Here is an 18,589-nt window from a genome sequence, read left to right on the forward strand (position 1 = left end):
ACAGTATTCCGAACCAGAACGGTGAAAAATTTTTATTCAGAAATTAATTAAGCCATAACAGTAGAATCTTTGTTTGCAACTTCGAGTGATATACAGCCTAAATCTCTGTGTCCTGCCGATAGGCATAAACATGAATTAACTGATTTTAAACAGAAACTTTTCTGCTTATATGTTTGGCATGGTTAAACAATCTCTTTTTTATTTTTGCTTATTGGCTTCATGTTTAGCTTTATATCCATCGAATTTAGTCTGTGTTTCATTGTTTTTTTCTGCCTATATTGGCTTCTGGGCGCCAGACCAAGGATCCAGAATTTTCTTTTATTGTGTACCAGTTATCTGATTGTGTATCTATGCGGTAGACTGCCGGCTCTGGCCACCCTATTAATATATACATTTATCATTTATGTGATATCAGCCTGCATTAATCGCAGTAAAAAACCGAGAATCTGGCTGATATCTGGAATTACCATTACCATTCTGCAACTGATATTGTGGAAATATTCCGATTTTTTCTCTGCACAAATAAACGAGAATTCGGATTGGTTTAGGAGTAATACAGACTGGATAGCCAATGTTATATTACCGCTGGGCTTATCCTATTATTCATTTCAAGCAATTAGTTATCTGGTTTCTCTTTATCAACTTCGCAATGGTAGACAAATAGCCGGCCAGCCTTTATCTTTGTCTGCTCTGGCATTGCATCTTGCTTTTTTTCCGACCATCACCGCAGGGCCAATTGCTCGCGCTTATGATGCTCGTGGTTTAACGGACATATCTGGTCAGCCCTGTGGCATGGCCGCGCAAATCCAAGCCGTAGAACGCCGCCGTATTTTGGCTCCAGCAGTGGCTTTGTGTCTGATTGCAATGGCGCTAACGAAAAACTGGTGGTTTTCGGGCTGGATTGGAGATAACTGGGTGGATCCGGTTTTTGCCAATCCCATGCAATATCAGAGTTTGGAAATACTGGCTGCCATTTACGGTTATACTTTACAGCTGTTTTTTAATTTTTCAGGCTACAGCGACCTGATGGTAGGCATGGGTCTGCTATTGGGCTTTCGCTTGCCACTTAACTTCCGTTCGCCGTTATTAGCTTGTAATATTCGCGATTTTTGGAAGCGCTGGCACATCAGCCTGTCTACATGGATTAGGGATTACATATTTATTCCGTTAGGTGGCAGCCGGAGCAGCTTTATACGCACACAGCTTAATCTGCTTATTGCAATGGCATTATCCGGTATTTGGCATGGCAATGGCTGGCCATTTCTCATCTGGGGATTATTGCATGGCGCAGGGATGATATTCCTAAACCTGAGCGACTGGCTGTATAGTCGTCTACGTCACTGTTCTGCTGAACAGGCACGCGATAGTCTGAGCAAAAGTGGCCGTGTAGGCAAAATTTTAAGCATCATCATTACAGTACATTTTGTGTGTTTCTGTTTTGTGTTTTTTCGAGCACCCACCCTTAACGATGCTTTAATGTTGCTGCACGCTTTGTTCTGTAACTATATTAACGTACCGCTAAGTACCAACCCTTTCTACTTTTTCAGCCTGTTGCTGCTGGCTTGGATAGCTTATCCATTGCTAACCAGACTGACTAAACAGTTATTCCAGCGTGCAGAGAGTTTACCGCGCTACAGTCTGATTGTGCCTTTATTATTGCTGCTGGTGCTGATATTAATCTGTGCGCCGGCCGGAATTCCGGGATTTATCTATGCAAACTTCTAAATATCGCCGTCTGCCAACCTACCATAGTCATAATCAGAAAAAAAAATATACTCAGTTTGAGCAAATGCCCGTGGTAAGCGTGAAAACAGTGACCACTGTACCCATGGTAGTGGCATCCGATGAAGAATCAGAATCAAAGATACAGCCAAGCAAAAGCAACAAACAGCAGTTTCGGTATGTTTTGCTAAGCTTAATCCTTGCTGCCGGCTTATCTTTATGGTTGATGCAGGATTCCGTAGAAAACTATTATCAGCAGACGTATCATAAAAACAGTATTTTATCCAAACTAAAACAATATTCGTGGTGGCAAGCAGGCGCCAAAGCAGCATTGGTACTCAATAGTGGTATCAGTTGGTTGAATCAGAACATTACATCTGCCAATCACAATGTCACAACAAGCTTTAATCAGCATGTTGCTGATGCAGAAAAAAATAAGACCACTATTACACAAAAACCACAGTTGACAGTGCAGCAGAATCTGCAACAGACAGCTAAACAAGACAGTATCAAATCATCTTTCACACTGGGTGCCAAAGATGAAGTATTCTTTGCCGGTGATTCCTTAATGCAGGGGGTGGCGCCACATATCCAGAAATGGCTAAGCGAAGGCTATGGTATCAAAAGCATTAATCTTGCCAAGCAAAGCACTGGACTCACCTATCCTGGCTTTTTCAACTGGCCTGAAACCATCGCTCGTACCTTAAATGACAATCCCCGCATTAAGATTATGGTAATATTTCTGGGGCCAAACGACCCGTGGGATATTCCTGATCCGCATAATGGCACCCGCTTTATCAGCTTTGCTTCTGCGCGCTGGGAAAGCATGTACCGCAGCCGCATACAAACGATTATGGACACTGCCCGCCAGCATCAGGTAACTGTACTATGGCTTACCCCGCCGGATATGCGCCGCCATAAACTTAATCAGCAAATGGTTTACCTGCGTCAGTTAACTACTGACGAGGTAATGCGAAATCATGGTTTTGTTGTTGATACCCGCGCCATGCTCGGTAGCAATGGAGATGAATATACTGATACCTTGATGCAACCAAATGGCAAAAAAATCAAAACCCGTAGTGCAGATGGTATTCATTTCACCATCTCAGGGCAGAAAATTATTGCTAGAGATATTTTCAACCGCTTTATCTTACCGGCACAGCCAAATAAAAACGATTACTCAAATGTACACTAAAACACATTTAGCTATCCTAAGCTGTTGCTTGTGGATTATGGCCTGCTCTGCCGATCCGGCTCCGGCTCAATCTAGCCGTAAGCACCATAGTACAGCTTTACCGGACAATAACACGGCACAGCTGGCAAAGGCCTTTAAGAAAAAAAGTATTAACATCGTACAGCTAGGAGACTCACATACAGCTGCTGATTACCTTACAGATGCCGCCCGTGTACGTCTGCAACAGCAGCTGGGTAACGGCGGCCCTGGTTGGGCTATGCCAACTCAGTTTCCCGGTATGCGGCTGGCACGCTATACCTATCAGAATCAGGGTTGGCAGGCCATATCAAGCCGCACGGACACCAACGTAAACTATGCGCTCGGCGGCCTGATTGCCACTCCTGCCGTCGGTTCAGTAATGACAATAGCAACTAAAGAACAAGAAGCAGAGCAAACTGTAACAGTCAGCATCCGGCAAGGGCCGAACGATGAAAATTTATCTGTTACCGATAGCACCGGCCAGCAGATTGAACTGGCCGCTCATCCTAAGGATAATCAGTGGCATTTCAGCCAGTTTAATGCCCGTTTTCCAATTACCGTCAAAGCAGGCATGAATTTTCAGACCGCCATCGGTGGCTGGTGGGCACGTAATCAAAACAGGCAAGGAGCAGTATTTTCGGCACTTGGAATCAACGGTTTTCAGCTCAACCAATGGAATCGCTGGAATACAACGGCGTGGCAGCAAGAACTGAACGTGATTGCACCAGACCTCATTATTTTGGCCTTCGGTACAAACGAAGCCTACAACAATCTAGACACCGCCACAGTAAAACAGAATCTTATCGAAACCATAGCTCTCATCCGTACTGCCTCACCCAATAGCGCTATCATGCTGCTAGGTGCTCCAGAAAGCCTTAAAAGTACCGCTGGTTCATGCGGCGTACGTCCAGAAAAACTAACCGAGCTGCAAAACATGCAAAAAGAAGTAGCGCAAAATCAGCATACTTTCTACTGGGACTGGCAGGCTGTCATGGGTGGCGAATGCAGTATGAAAACATGGATTGGTGAGGGTTTAGCGCGTAGCGATGGTGTGCATTTCACAGCCAGTGGTTATCAACGTCTGGGTGAGGCACTTGCCGACAGCATACTAGCATTACCACAGCATCGTTAACGCTTTATCAAATACAAAACACCTGTCCAGACAACACGGACAGGTGTTTTTTCCAATCAGCTTAGCGTGTGGCCAGCCCCTGCTGATGCAAAAATGGCAGAATATGCGGGCGCACCGGCTGAGCAAAATTATTGGCAACGGCCTTACTCCAATTGAGATCTAGACCACTACGATCACGATAATACTGCGTCAGCTGCTCATCATAGGCAGCCAGCTTAGCCGGATCAAGCGGACGATAGCGGTTTTCACTCACCAGCGTATCCAATGGCAAGCGCGGACGATACATCGGATCCTGTGCCGGATATCCCAGACACAACCCAAACAGCGGAAATGTCAGCGATGGCAATTCCAGAATTTCAGCTGCACGGGCTGTATCATTGCGTAAAGAACCAATATACACACCACCCAGACCCAATGATTCCGCAGCCAGCAAACAGTTCTGAGCCATGATACCCGCATCAACCGAGCCAATAATCATCGCTTCAGTCCAATCAAGCTGCGCTTCCGGAAAAGCCAGCCGGTGTCTGGTATAGTCTACACAAAATACCCAAAATTCAGCCGCCGTACGCACATATTTCTGATTGGCAGCCACTTCGCACAAAGCCGCACGCTTATCTGCATCTGTGACACGGATAATATGTGTACTTTGCATAAAACTAGAAGAAGACGCCGCACGTCCTGCCTCCCATATAGCTTCGCGCTGCTCATCATTTAAAGCTTCTTCAGTAAATTTACGAATTGAGCGGTGGCGATAAATTGTAGGCAAAGTAGCCGCACTCTTCAAATTGGTGTGGTAAGTCATAATTATTCCTAAAACGATTATTTGCGTGCCAGCCGCAAAGTTAGCTCTGCTAGCCGTTTACCCTGAGCAAATGCCAGCGCTTCTTCAGCTTCACTTAACTGAGTGTTATTGTGCATTCCGGCCACATGGCTGGCACCATAGGGTGTACCGCCACTATGCGTAGCATTGAGCTGTGGCTCGCTAAACGGAATCCCGCATATCAACATCCCGTGATGCAGCAATGGCGTTATCATGCTCAGTAAAGTACTCTCCTGCCCACCATGCAAACTGGTAGTGCTGGTAAACACACAGGCAGGCTTGCCAATCAAGCTGCCGGCCAACCACAGACTACTAGTGCTGTCGAGAAAATATTTCACCGGTGCGGCACAATTGCCAAAACGGGTAGGACTACCCAGCGCCAATGCGGCACAATCCTGTAACTCTTCAAGCGTAACATAGGGTGCACCTTCATCCGGAATGGCGGCAGCAGTTGCCTCACATTCAGCCGATACTTTAGGTACAGTACGCAACAAAGCTTCACAACCAGCCACACTATTTATACCTCGTGCCAGCGCTAGAGCCAGATTGCGGGTACTGCCAGATAAACTGTAATACACCACTAGAATAGGCAAATTTTTCATCAAGCGCTCCTGAAACTGTTTTCATGCCATTATTGTGCCGCAACTGCCCCTACTTGACCAGTCAGCACCAAAATTCTGCTGCAAAACCACATTTTTGGTTACAATCAGTTAGCCGCTTGTCAGGAGTAGCCATGAATATACATTTATTTAAAAGCAGATATTTACAGCAGCGCCTGCTCCAGTTTTTACTCTTTGTCGCACACAATTACCAGCGCTGCAATTTGCCTCTGATTGCCGCCAGCCTAACCTTCACCACCCTATTAGCATTGGTACCGTTTTTCACCATTACCGTGATTGTGGTTAACGCATTTCCCATGTTTGCCGATATGGCCTCACGGTTTAATCAGTTTCTAACACATATCATCGTTCCGGCAGCTGGTGCTGATTCCGTGAGCGACTATCTTTATGCTTTTCGTGACAAAGCAAGCGGTCTCACCGCAGTAGGCATCAGTTTCATGATCATCACTTCGCTGATGCTGATTCAGACTATAGAACACGCATTCAACCAAATCTGGCAGGCACGTGACCAGCGTCCGATATGGATACGTATTCTGATTTACTGGGCCTTGCTGACACTGGGACCATTGGTGCTGGGCATGAGTCTTTCAGCCCTCGGTTTTTTGTCCAATCCAGACAACGTAGCCGGCCAAATTCCGTTTTACAGTAAAATTTTCAAAATCAGCACCAATCTAGCATTGATAACTCTATTGCTGTTTCTACTGTACAAACTGGTACCATTCTGTTTTGTAAACTGGAGGCATGCCTTAACCGGTGCATTAATTACTGCAATCGGGCTGGATTTACTGCGACGAGGATTTGCTATATTTGTCACCCACTTTGGCAATTATCAGCTTGTATACGGTGCTTTTGCTGCCATACCAGTATTTCTAATCTGGCTGAATTTGTTATGGCTGCTCTTACTCGCCGGCGCCGTACTCACTTCTTCATTACCTTATTGGCATCAAGACAGATTTCTGCATCTACGTCAGTATCAGCCGTTTGAAAATGCACTTGACCTCATGTACAGACTGATCCTGTGCCAGCAGCAAGGACAGGCCATAAAATCCTGTGAACTACAGCAGCTTCTAAGCATCAGCGACAAACATCTGGACCAGATACTAAGCAAACTCAAACACAAGCACTACATTACCGACAGCAGCAATGGCTGGGTATTACAAACCGATCCCAACAAAATTACGCTAGCCGATTTATATCAACTATTTATATATCAGCCCAACCAGTACTCAGCCATAGCCAGCTCCATACAAACACTGCTCAACCCCTGTTTACAACATATGAATATCAGCCTGAGCGAATGGGCTCGCCATTTCCGCGCGCAAGAAAAAGAAAATCAACAACAGAAAAAAGCACAAAAACCAAACAAGGCACTGGCAATTTCGGATAAATAGTTTTACATTTACCGGTTTTAGCGTTGCATAAACAACACAATACCTGACCATGAGCAAGTTTAACCAAGCAGCAGCGTTAATCAGGCGCCTGAAAAATAAAATAGCCAGTCATCCCCGACTATGGTTTGGCACAGCAGCAACACTGATACTGCTGCTGGGTATTGTGATTCCGGCCAGCTGCCAACACCAGCCACAAACCTACCAGCCACAGCAAACCACCATCAAATTGTCTCCGGTAAAAATCACACCACGAACTACCAATCTCAACTTCTGGCGCGACGAAGTCGTACAGCCGGGCGATACCATCAGCATGGTTTTACAACGATTTCATATTAATGACGAAGAAATCCGACAAATTACCAACCTGAAAATCATTAAAAACCAAGTTCAACACCTGCAAGTGAACCAAGTATTCAGCATCCGTATAGACAACAACGGCCACCTGACCGATATCCAGTTTTTCAATGATGACGATAACGGTGAAAAAAATCTGGTAGCACTCAAAAAAACCGGCAACAATTGGAATGCCGATATCGGCGCAGTAGATACCGAAACCCTCCCAACATTCAAAGCCGTTGTCGTCAAAACCTCCGCCCGTGGAGCACTGGCGCAGGCCGGCATACCCGTCGAAATCCGCGAATCATTGCGGGAAATATTTAAAGACAAAATAGACATTAATACCCTGCAAAGCGGCGACACCATCCGCTTGATTTACGACAGCCTGTACTATCGCGGACAGGAACTGGCTACAGGTGACATCCGTGCGGCGGAATTCAGCCACAACGGCACCCTATATCAAGCCTATTATTTCGACACCGGCAATGATGGCAATGGCCAGTATTACGACGCCACAGGCAAACCCTTACGGCAAGGATTCACCAGTGTACCTGTAGAAGGTGCACGCATTTCCTCTCCATTTGGTACCCGTTTCCATCCAATACTGCAAACCCTGCGCATGCACAGCGGTATAGACTATGCCGTGGCTAGCGGTACACCGATCCACGCACCGTCTGACGGAGTAGTAGAAAGCTACGGCATCAAAGGCGGCTATGGCAACGCAGTGATATTACGTCACAACGACAGCATGCAAACACTTTACGGACACATGAGCGCTTTTGCCAACCTCAGTCCCGGCCAACATGTACAAGCCGGAGATATAATTGGCTACGTCGGCAGCACCGGCGTTTCAACCGGCCCACACTTGCATTACGAAGTTAGAATTAACGGTCAGCCAGTTAATCCCGCCAGCGTAGCCCTGCCCACCCGAAAACTGAATGCACACGAACTGGCGACTTTCAAAAAGATGGAGCAGCGTTGGAATTCCCGTCTGGCAGACATCCGCAATCTGAGTGTTACTATCGCCCAGATGGATTAACCGTACACACTAGTACGCTAGAACTCAGTTCCGAATACGCATACAATAACCGCTTTGCTGACAGTGTATCCATCATGAAAATTGCCACTTGGAATGTCAACTCTTTAAACGTACGCCTGCCCCATACTCTGCGTTGGCTAGAAGAAAACCAGCCGGATATACTAGCCTTGCAGGAACTGAAACTTGAACAAGACAAATTTCCGGAGGCAGAATTCACCCGCATCGGCTATCACGCTGCATGGAACGGCCAGAAAACCTACAATGGTGTGGCCATTCTCAGCCGTCAACCGTTTCAAGAAGTGAGCATCGATATTCCGGAATTAAACGAACCGCAAAAGCGCATCATTGCCGCCACAATCGATGATATCCGCATTGTCTGTGCCTACTGTGTCAACGGCGAAGCCATAGGCAGCGAAAAATTTGCCTATAAAGAACGCTGGTTTGCCGCTCTCCAAGCCTATATGCGCACACAGCTAGAAAAATATCCCCAAACTATATTACTCGGCGATTTCAACATAGCTCCGCATAACATCGATGTATACGACCCTGAAAAATGGCAAGATAAAGTTTTATGTTCGCCACAGGAACGGAGCTGGTTTCAGCAACTGCTGCAATTGGGCTTTACCGACAGCCTGCATCAACTGTATCCCGACAGCGCTCACTATACATGGTGGGATTACCGCATGAATATGTTCAAACGCAAGCTTGGCCTTCGCATCGACCACATCTTGCTGAGTGAAAAACTTGTCCCCCTGCTGCGTGACGTACAGGTGGACAGTAGTGCACGCGGCTGGGAGCGTCCCAGCGACCATGCCCCGGTAATCGCTACCCTTGCCTAATGAACAGCATGCAACCTTTACAATACTATATCGGCCTAATGTCAGGTACCAGCATGGATGGAATTGATGCCGTGCTGGCCACACTCAGCGGTACCAAATGGCGGGGCGTCAGTGCTCATGCCTTCATTGCTTATCCCGATGAACTGAAACAACATTTACTTGCTTTACAAATCCCCGCCCACAACGAGCTTGCACAGGCCGCACTACTAGCACAGCAACTGGCTCAGCTCAATGCACAGGCCGTCAGTGCCGTTCTCAGCCACGCTCAAATAAAGCCAGAAGCCATCACCGCACTCGGCTGTCATGGCCAAACCATACGCCATGCACCACAACAGCACTACAGTATTCAGTTGATGGATTGGGCACTGCTGGCCGAGCTGACAGGTATTACCACAGTTGGAGATTTCCGTAGCCGCGATTTAGCCGCAGGCGGTCAGGGAGCACCACTAGTTCCAGCCTTTCATCAAGCTGTGTTTGCCAGTACACAGCAATCACGCGTAGTACTGAATTTAGGCGGCATAGCCAACATCAGCGTCCTACCTCCTAGCCGGCCGGCTTTCGGCTTCGACACAGGGCCTGCCAATATGCTGATGGATGCATGGGTACAATTACACTGGCAACAACAATATGATCACAACGGTACACTTGCCAGTAATGGGCAAATTATTGTGTCACTGCTGCAATCCATGCTTAGCGATGCTTATTTTGCCCAGCCTTATCCCAAAAGCACCGGCCGTGATTTATTCAGCCTGAATTGGCTCAGCCACTACCTCAGTGGTAGAGAAAATCCGGCAGATGTATTGCGTACCTTACTGGAACTCACCGCACAAACAGCTGTCAGCGCCATCATCAGCGCTGCACCCCACACCGAATGCGTATACGTCTGTGGCGGCGGCAGCCAAAACATGCTGCTCATGCAAACATTGAGACAATTACTCAGCCGGCACCACATCACCCTGCATACCACTGATGCATTACAACTTCCAGCACAACTGGTTGAAGCAGCCGCTTTTGCATGGCTTGCCTCGTGCTGGTATCAGCGCCAGCCGGTAGCCACTCACTTCGCCACCGGTGCTGCCGGTGCGCGCATTCCTGGCTGCGGCTACTGGGCTTAACCATCAGCAAAAAACCGTTAAATCCTGTTACCAGCACCAGTATTCCGTCCAACAGACTTTATAATAACCAGTTAATTTAAGATAAGAATACCGCTACAGTCGCAATATTTATGGCAACAACACCAAAAAAATCTGTTTCCCGCAAACAGCCCGCGCAAAAAGTAAAATCAACCAAAGCCAGCAAACCAAAACAGCCTTGGTTAATGAATTTAATTAACGACATATTCTGGTTACTGGCACTAATGGTAACGATTTTTGTCATGCTGTCTTTAGCCAGCTTCAACATGGCCGATCCTGCATGGTCGCGCGGCATCGTCCAGCTCGACAAAATCCATAATCTAGCCGGCCTTACTGGAGCATGGTTGGCTGACATCGGCTATTACATTTTTGGCTTTTCAGTCTGGTGGTGCATCATTGCAGCACTAATTGCCTTGTATCAGAGTTTCCGCCCCCTAAATGCCCGTTCACTCAACACCAGCGATAACAGCAAGCCATACAGCAGTTGGCTAGCCATAACCGGCCTGATTATCTTACTGATTTTCAGCCCCACACTGGAAAACTTAGTACTGGCAAACCTGTTAGAAGAAGCCCTGCCCATCGGCGCCGGCGGTTTAATCGGACAGGTATTGAGCCATCTACTGCAACAATTTTTCGGCCTAACCGGCGGACTGGTAATCAGTATTTTCATGATGCTGATTGGCCTATCGCTACTAATACAAGTTTCATGGCTAACGGTAATCGAAAAAATCGGGGCGCAATTTGAATGGATATGGTGCAAACTGCTGCGCCGCCCGCAACGCCTGATTACCGAATTCCCCAATAACAAAACTGTACAGCGCATGGTTAAACAAGCCAAAACCATCACTGCCAAAAATATCGATACACCGGTTGTGGCCAGTAGCAATCGCAAAAACGTAGTCGTGCGCAGCGAAGCCCCCACAGCTCAGGAACTAACCATACCCGAACCAGCAGTTAACAGTCCCGCCGGCAGCACAAAAACACAGGGATTGATACAGCTACCGGAAATCAATCTTTTGACCAAACCCACCAGCCAGCCAACAGCCATCAACAATGAAGAGCTGCAACAAACTGCCGCACACATCGAATCCAAACTAAAAGAATTCGGAGTAGAAGTAGACGTTACAAGCGCTACCACCGGCCCTGTCATCACCCGCTATGAAATCGAACCAGCACAAGGCGTAAAAGGCAGCCAGATAGTCAATCTCAACAAAGATCTTGCGCGCTCACTTTCCGTTCAGAGCGTAAGAGTCGTGGAAACCATTGCTGGTAAAACCACCATGGGTATCGAACTGCCAAACGAACAGCGCCAGAACGTTCTACTGGCAGAAATTTTAGGCGCTAGAATATTTCACGACGCCAGCGATAAACTGACCATGGCCATGGGCAAAGACATCGCAGGCGCACCTGTTATCGCCAGTTTGGCCAAAATGCCACATTTACTAGTAGCCGGTACTACTGGTTCCGGTAAATCAGTCGGCGTTAACTGTATGATATTGTCGATTCTGTACAAGGCACAGCCAGATGAAGTCCGCTTTATCATGGTAGACCCCAAAATGCTTGAACTGAGCGTATACGACGGTATCCCGCATTTACTTGCACCTGTCGTTACCGACATGAAAGAAGCGGCACAGGCACTGAACTGGTGTGTAACTGAAATGGAAAAACGTTATCGTCTACTGGCACACGTTGGCGTACGCAATATCCGTGGCTTCAACGACAAAGTAGCCGTAGCCAAAACCAGCGGCACACCACTTGTTAATCCATTCAGCACCAATCCAGATGAACCAGAACCACTAAACAAACTGCCGTATATAGTTGTGGTAATTGACGAACTGGCTGATCTAATGATGGTTGAAGGAAAAAAAGTCGAGCAGCAGATTGCCCGTCTGGCACAAAAAGCCCGCGCAGCCGGCATTCACCTGATATTGGCCACCCAACGGCCTAGCGTCGATGTCATTACCGGACTGATAAAAGCCAATATCCCCACCCGCCTATCCTTTCAGGTATCCAGTAAAATCGATAGCCGTACCATTCTCGACCAGATGGGTGCTGAAAACCTCTTAGGCAAAGGAGACATGCTGTTTTTACCTCCGGGGCAGGCTGAGCCTACACGGCTACATGGTGCCTTTGTATCCGATGAAGAAGTACATGCCGTTGTTAATTTTATCAAGCAGCAGGCACCTACCCAATACGTAGAAGGCATACTTTCTGGAGAAGCCGCACAAACCAACGTCAATCAGGTTAACCCAAATGCCAACAGCGACGAATTATTCGATCAGGCCGTGGCGTTTGTACTTGAAACCCGAAAAACCTCAATTTCATCCCTCCAGCGCCATTTACGCATCGGCTACAACCGTGCCGCCAACCTAATGGAAGCACTGGAAGCCGCCGGAATCGTTTCTGCCGCCGAGCTGGGAGGCAACCGGCGCATACTGGCACAAAAGGACAATATCTAAATCTTTGTCTCTTCTGCCAGCTTCCAAAAAACTCAAGCCGCAACCATAATTGATTGCGGCTTTAAAATTTTATCCTGATAACCTATTTCGCCCTTTTGCCGGCATATACAAAACCAAAGGCACCAATCACAATCATCGGCAGACTCAACCATTGCCCCATCGACATATGCATCGCTAGCAACCCTAAAAAATCATCCGGTTCTCTCGCAAACTCAACAATAAAACGAAACACTCCATAGCCCAGCAAAAATAACATCGATGTCTGTCCCAGAGGACGAGGCTTTTTCACAAACAGCCACATAATCACAAACAGCACAATACCTTCCAGCAAAAACTCGTAGAGTTGCGAAGGATGACGTGGCAACATCTGAAACTTTTCCCATACCGGCAGCCATTTCTGTGGATCCTGCATCACCAGCGCCATATCTTCTTCTCGCGCATGCGGAAAACCCATCGCCCAAAAAGCATCCACACTGGTTACCCGTCCCCATAGTTCGCCATTAATAAAATTACCAATACGCCCGCAGGCCAGTCCCAGCGGCACCAGTGGCGCCACAAAATCCGCTACCCCCCAGAACCGCAAGTGGTGACGGCGCGCAAACAGCAACATTGCCACCAGCACACCCACAAATCCGCCGTGAAAAGACATCCCACCCTGCCAGACTTTCAGTATTTCCAATGGATGGCTCAGATAGAATGCCGGCTGATAAAACAGCACATAGCCCAAACGGCCGCCCAATATCACCCCAAAAACACCCCAGGTAATAAAATCATCCAGCAGCTCATTAGTAAATACCGTTTGTCCGCTTCGTATGCGCCGTCGTCCAAGCCAGATAAACAAACAAAAACCAACAATATAACTTAACGCATACCAGCGAATCGCCAGCGGTCCCAGATGCACCAGCACCGGGTCAAAATTCGGATGAATCATCATAAACTTAGCATTCCTCAGATATCCTGCCCAACGCACCGGCCAAAAACTCACAGCCGGACATAAACACCATGGCCATAACACCACAGCCAAAACAGCTCACAGTTTAACTCAAGCAGCCAAACCATGCCCTAATTTCATTACAACCACACATTAGCCACTAACGGATAGCCGCAGCAAATATCACAAATATCTTCAACTGCATTGACATCACAACGCAAGCCGCCTAACATAAAATATGTATTTTATATACATATTAAAACAATCAGGAGAGCACTTATGCAATTAACTGACAAACAAATCGAACTAATTCAGGCCACCATACCCACACTCCAGCAACACGGCGTAGAACTAACCCGCTATTTTTACAATAGAATGCTTAGCAACCATCCGGAGCTAAAAGAAACATTCAATCTCGGCAATCAGCGCAACGATGCACAGCCGCAGGCACTTGCCAAAGCCATACTCGCCTATGCACAAAACATCACCAAATTGCAAAATCTTGGCGACGCCGTCAGCCAAATAGCGCACCGCCATGTCAGCCTCGACATACAGCCAGAACAATATCCAATAGTCGGCACAAACCTATTACATTCCATCAGCGAAGTATTAAACGTACCTATGGATAGCGAATTGATAGCAGCATGGACAGCCGCCTATCAGCAACTAGCCGATATTCTCATAAAAACCGAAGCTAATCTTTACCAGCTGCAGGAAAAGAATTATGGCGGCTGGAATGGTTGGAAAAAATTTAAAATTGTAGACAAACAGCCAGAAAGTAGCGAAATCACATCTTTTTATCTACAACCTGCAGACAATACACCACTACCCACCTATCAACCCGGACAATATATATCCGTCCGCGTCATGGTGCCCCAGTTAGGAATCAAACAACCTCGTCAGTATTCTTTGTCAGACAGCAACCATCCAGACTATTTTCGCATCAGTATAAAAAAAGAAGCTGCCGACCAGCAGCATGAAGCAGGTTATGTTTCCAATACCCTTCATCAACAATATCATATCGGAGATGAAATAGAAGTCACCCATCCCACTGGTACCTTCCTATTACACCATACCGATAAAAGCATCGTACTCATCAGCGCCGGTGTTGGTATTACTCCTATGATTGCCATACTCAATACCCTTGCCGCAAACAAAAACCAACAACATATCAGCTTTATCCATGCCTGCCGCAACAGCGACGTACTAGCCATGCACCAACACATCATCGGCTTGCAGCAAAGCATGCCCAATCTACATAGCTATCTGGCTTGTGAAAATCCTGGTACCGAACTGATGGCAGACAAAAAAGGGCGACTTGAGCTTTCCGAATTGAATAATAGCCTCCTACCCAGCGATGCCGACTATTATCTGTGCGGACCCAAAGCATTCATGCATAGCCAATATCAGGCTTTGCGCAAACTGCACATCCCCCAGAATCAAATCTTTATGGAACTTTTTGGCACAGGTGGATTTAGCCAGCTTGCAGCCTGATAAACCGGCAGTTTTTAAACATTGAACTTTTCATGGCAGCTGAAAACGGGCAAAATCATTACATCAACAACCCAACAGTCTGCCATGCAATTAAACCGTTTCACCGATTTAGGTTTGCGCGTCTTATTATCCCTGCAATACCTGCCCGAATCCGAACTTTCCACCGTAGAAAACCTAGCCAAACAGCTTAATGTCTCCAGAAACCATCTGGTAAAAATCGTCTATTTCATGGCACAGGCAGGATGGATAGAATCCTTCAAAGGCAGAAACGGCGGCATCAGACTGGCTGCCGGCAGCCAACAGCTTAAACTAGGCTCAATCGTACAAGCTCTAGAAGAAGCCTCATCCGAAATAACCACATTAATCAACTGCCAGCAGCCCCCCTGCTCCATGACAGAATTCTGCTTTTTGCCCAAGTTGTTCAATCAGGCACAACAGGCATTTTACGCATCACTAAACCAATATACCCTCAAACAGCTTCAAGTACCTGCTACCAATCAGGCCGTTATCAAATGGCTTGCTCAATAGAGCGAATTAAAAAGCCGGTATTTAATGCCGGCCAAAACCCTTACATCACATCTTCAGTTTCAGATGAAGGAGATTCAGACACCGGCGCGCCAATTATTCCATTCAGCAGCCCCTCTGCAGCAGGCGGCTGTGGAATCAGCGTATTCAACGCTAGTACCGATGCATTCAATACCGGATAGTCTCTAAAATCAATCTGGTACCCCCCGTCACTGGTCGAATGCAGACTAGCTCGTGCCCCTAGCGGGAATGTAACCTTATCAGTTGTATGTCCAAACGGAAATCCAGTTAACACGGGTATCCGCGTCAAACGCGCCATCGTCTGTACCACCGCATTAAATGTATAGCTACTGTCATATACATCCCGTATCGCACCCATACGAAAATTGCCCAGCACAATCGCCTGCTGCCGCTTCAAAATGCCACTCAGATATAAAGTTTGAAGCATTCGTTCAATCCGATAAGGCTGTTCCCCTACATCCTCAATAAACAGAATCCCGCCCTCAACCTGAGGCATATAAGGGGAACCCACCAGCGCAGACAGCACACTCAGATTACCGCCCCACAACACGCCTTCAGCTCGAACCTGATAATTCTGCATCGCAGGTACCACAACCGACATCGACGGATTGCAGCTATTATCTATAAACGAACGAATGGTGAATTCACTCATCTGTGGCTTACCAAACTCACTATACAGCATCGGGCCGGCAAAACTGCACATCTGCCCCTGTGCCAAAAGCGCCAACTGTACTGCCGTCACATCACTATAACCAAACAGCAGCGTACCCTGTTCTCGCATACGGGCACCCAAAGTCGGCCAATTAACCAAAGGCAGAATACGCATCGCCCCATAGCCCCCGCGCAATCCCATCAACACTTTAGGAACTTGCACACGGCCAGCGGCCACATCCTGCAAATCAGCCGCACGTTCAGCATCACTGCCGGCAAAACGCTGATAACGGCGCACGTATGCCTGCTGATTAGAAACCGCAAAACCAGCAGTAGCCAGACGTTGTGCCGCCAAATCACTGCGGCTGGTACTTTCTCCAAAACCGGAACACGCAAAAATACGCATAGAATTCAGATTACCATTAGATGGTTTCAGCACTTTAGAAGCAGACACCGGTGTAACAGAAGGTTTCTGAGTACTGCCACATGCCTGCAACAAACCAGCACCGGCAAAAGCTGCACTAGCACGCAAAAATCCACGACGGCTTTGATGTTGTAAATCCATAAATACTCACTTTCTGCTCCGGCAGCTCATTCCGCTGAGAAAACAGCAGCCAATATCATACAAAACAGCGCAACCCAAAAACCACCGGTTCGCACCGTTAAATAAAATCCTACTATAGCCCTGTTTGTCATTAATAGCAGCAAAAAATTAACAAAAGGCATGGAATCACCATGCCTTTCTACATCCAGAAAATAATTTAATGTTGCTGAGGTATCGCTTTTAATAAATCCAGCAGAATAGCCCAGCATTCTGCCACTGCCGTAATCTCTACCCGTTCCTTAGGCGAGTGCGCCGCACAGATCGTTGGGCCGAAAGATACCATATCCAGATGCGGCGCTTTTCCACTCAGAATACCGCATTCCAACCCCGCATGAATAATTTGCAATGGCGGTTTCTTACCATAATGGCGCTTAAAAATATCACTAGTCAGTTTCAGCAAAGCCGAATCGGGATTTGGTGCCCAGCCAGGATAATCAGCCGTCAGTCCTAGCTTTGCTCCAGCCATACGTGCCAAAGCTTGCAAACGCAGGCTGAATTCATCTTTTGGCGTTTCCAGCAACGAACGCATCAGACAGTGAATCAGCAAACCATCCGCACCCGTTCTGACTTCTCCCATATTCGAAGATGTTTCCACAACCCCCTCAAAGTCCGGACTCATACGCATTACCCCGTTGGGAACCGCCATCAACAAATCCAGCGCCTGCTGCGTACTCTCAAGAGAAGCTGCCTGAAGAATATTTTCCGCAGCCAGCACCTCAATACATAACTGCGTTTCTTCCGCCCACTCATCTGTAATGACCGCTGCAATCGGCTCCAGCAACGCTTTTGCCCTAGCTTCATCCAGCACAATCACCGCTTCCGCCTCGCGCGTAATCACATTTCGCAACTCACCACCCTGCCACGAGCCCAGAGCAAATGGTACCTGCGCATAGATTTCAGCCAGCACACGAGCGAGCAAAACGTTAGCATTAGCATGATTTTTATCAATATCTACGCCAGAATGGCCGCCACGTAAACCAGACACACGTATCCTACAAGCAGAAGCCTGATTAGACTGCCAATCTAGCGGCAAGGTTATACTGGCATCTCTTCCACCGGCACAGCCAATAAAAATCTCACCCGCCTCTTCCGTATCCAAATTAATCAGATACGGCATCTGCAACCAATCAGCACTCAGCGCTTCCGCACCACCCATACCGATTTCTTCTTCCACCGTCACAATCAGCGTAATATCAGGATGTGCCACATCATCAGCAAACAGCACCGCTAGCCCCATAGCCAGACCAATACCATTATCTGCACCCAGCGTAGTATCGTTGGCCCACATCCAACCATCCTTAATCTGCATCTGTATCGGATCACGCTTAAAATCATGCAGCGATCCCGCACCTTTCTGCGCCACCATATCCATATGTGCCTGAAGTGCCACCGGTGCATAGTTTTCCATACCTACTGTCGCAGGTTTCTGAATACGTAGATTACCCTTAGCATCAATATCCGTGTTCAGACCCCGCTCATGTGCAGCCTGCACCAACATGTCCCGCACCGCCTGCTCATGAAATGTAGGACGAGGCACCGCACACAAACGAGCAAACCATTGCCATACCGGCTGCGGTTGTAAATCTTCTATAGTATTCATATTTAAATCCATCACCAACAAAATAAATCAGGCCACCATATGGCAGCCTGAACATAGTG

The 18,589-nt window shown here is 47.3% G+C and carries 15 protein-coding genes; 10 read left to right on the top strand and 5 right to left on the bottom strand.

Annotation, left to right across the window (positions count from 1 at the left end; genetic code table 11):
* Window positions 1-321: 321 nt before the first annotated feature.
* From ABU615_RS02665 to ABU615_RS02675, 3 genes are read left to right on the top strand one after another with little or no spacing between them, the layout of a single operon-like run.
* On the top strand, window positions 322-1,725 hold the full coding sequence (locus tag ABU615_RS02665; protein ID WP_370387024.1) for an MBOAT family protein: 1,404 nt from the start codon (window positions 322-324) through the stop codon (window positions 1,723-1,725).
* On the top strand, window positions 1,712-2,917 hold the full coding sequence (locus tag ABU615_RS02670; RefSeq protein ID WP_369608356.1) for a DUF459 domain-containing protein: 1,206 nt from the start codon (window positions 1,712-1,714) through the stop codon (window positions 2,915-2,917). The genes ABU615_RS02665 and ABU615_RS02670 overlap by 14 nt, the downstream gene beginning before the upstream one ends.
* Window positions 2,907-4,067, top strand: coding sequence for a GDSL-type esterase/lipase family protein (locus ABU615_RS02675; protein ID WP_369608357.1), 1,161 nt, complete (start codon window positions 2,907-2,909; stop codon window positions 4,065-4,067). Before ABU615_RS02670 ends, ABU615_RS02675 begins: the two co-directional genes overlap by 11 nt.
* A gap of 61 nt (window positions 4,068-4,128) precedes the next feature.
* Here ABU615_RS02675 and nfsA read toward each other — a convergent pair whose 3' ends face one another.
* Together nfsA and wrbA are read right to left on the bottom strand one after the other, a co-directional pair.
* Window positions 4,129-4,869: an oxygen-insensitive NADPH nitroreductase gene (gene nfsA, locus ABU615_RS02680; protein WP_367487773.1), complete on the bottom strand. Its 741-nt coding sequence runs from the start codon at window positions 4,867-4,869 to the stop codon at window positions 4,129-4,131.
* A gap of 17 nt (window positions 4,870-4,886) precedes the next feature.
* Entirely contained in the window at window positions 4,887-5,489 is a 603-nt protein-coding gene (wrbA, locus tag ABU615_RS02685; protein ID WP_370389158.1) for an NAD(P)H:quinone oxidoreductase, read from the bottom strand.
* 131 nt (window positions 5,490-5,620) lie between these two features.
* Here wrbA and ABU615_RS02690 point away from each other — a divergent pair, with 131 nt between their 5' ends.
* The 5 genes from ABU615_RS02690 (at window position 5,621) to ABU615_RS02710 (ending at window position 12,704) form a co-directional block, all read left to right on the top strand.
* Complete coding sequence (locus ABU615_RS02690) at window positions 5,621-6,898, top strand: YihY family inner membrane protein (RefSeq protein ID WP_370389159.1); 1,278 nt, start codon at window positions 5,621-5,623, stop codon at window positions 6,896-6,898.
* 49 nt (window positions 6,899-6,947) lie between these two features.
* On the top strand, window positions 6,948-8,273 hold the full coding sequence (locus tag ABU615_RS02695; protein WP_370389160.1) for a M23 family metallopeptidase: 1,326 nt from the start codon (window positions 6,948-6,950) through the stop codon (window positions 8,271-8,273).
* A gap of 74 nt (window positions 8,274-8,347) precedes the next feature.
* Entirely contained in the window at window positions 8,348-9,112 is a 765-nt protein-coding gene (gene xth, locus ABU615_RS02700; RefSeq protein WP_267408800.1) for an exodeoxyribonuclease III, read from the top strand.
* A gap of 8 nt (window positions 9,113-9,120) precedes the next feature.
* The gene (locus tag ABU615_RS02705) at window positions 9,121-10,227 is read left to right on the top strand and encodes an anhydro-N-acetylmuramic acid kinase (protein ID WP_370389161.1); all 1,107 of its coding nucleotides are present in this window, start codon (window positions 9,121-9,123) and stop codon (window positions 10,225-10,227) included.
* A gap of 110 nt (window positions 10,228-10,337) precedes the next feature.
* Window positions 10,338-12,704: a DNA translocase FtsK gene (locus ABU615_RS02710; protein WP_370389162.1), complete on the top strand. Its 2,367-nt coding sequence runs from the start codon at window positions 10,338-10,340 to the stop codon at window positions 12,702-12,704.
* Window positions 12,705-12,786: 82 nt separating this feature from the next.
* Here ABU615_RS02710 and lgt read toward each other — a convergent pair whose 3' ends face one another.
* Window positions 12,787-13,638, bottom strand: coding sequence for a prolipoprotein diacylglyceryl transferase (gene lgt, locus ABU615_RS02715; protein WP_370388119.1), 852 nt, complete (start codon window positions 13,636-13,638; stop codon window positions 12,787-12,789).
* Window positions 13,639-13,914: 276 nt separating this feature from the next.
* On the opposite strand from lgt, the gene hmpA reads away from it, so the two are divergent.
* Both hmpA and ABU615_RS02725 read left to right on the top strand, forming a co-directional pair.
* Complete coding sequence (hmpA, locus tag ABU615_RS02720) at window positions 13,915-15,129, top strand: NO-inducible flavohemoprotein (RefSeq protein ID WP_370388120.1); 1,215 nt, start codon at window positions 13,915-13,917, stop codon at window positions 15,127-15,129.
* Between the two features lie 84 nt (window positions 15,130-15,213).
* Window positions 15,214-15,657 carry an Rrf2 family transcriptional regulator gene (locus ABU615_RS02725; protein WP_370389163.1) on the top strand — a complete coding sequence of 148 codons (444 nt, stop codon included), beginning with the start codon at window positions 15,214-15,216 and terminating at the stop codon, window positions 15,655-15,657.
* Between the two features lie 40 nt (window positions 15,658-15,697).
* Here the strand turns inward: ABU615_RS02725 and ABU615_RS02730 are convergent, their stop codons facing one another.
* Window positions 15,698-16,891: an LD-carboxypeptidase gene (locus tag ABU615_RS02730; RefSeq protein ID WP_370389164.1), complete on the bottom strand. Its 1,194-nt coding sequence runs from the start codon at window positions 16,889-16,891 to the stop codon at window positions 15,698-15,700.
* A gap of 196 nt (window positions 16,892-17,087) precedes the next feature.
* Window positions 17,088-18,530, bottom strand: coding sequence for an aminoacyl-histidine dipeptidase (locus tag ABU615_RS02735; RefSeq protein ID WP_370389165.1), 1,443 nt, complete (start codon window positions 18,528-18,530; stop codon window positions 17,088-17,090).
* Between the last annotated feature and the right edge of the window lie 59 nt (window positions 18,531-18,589).

Origin of the sequence: Snodgrassella alvi, assembly GCF_040741455.2 — a bacterium.
Taxonomy (GTDB): Bacteria; Pseudomonadota; Gammaproteobacteria; order Burkholderiales; family Neisseriaceae; genus Snodgrassella; species Snodgrassella alvi_E.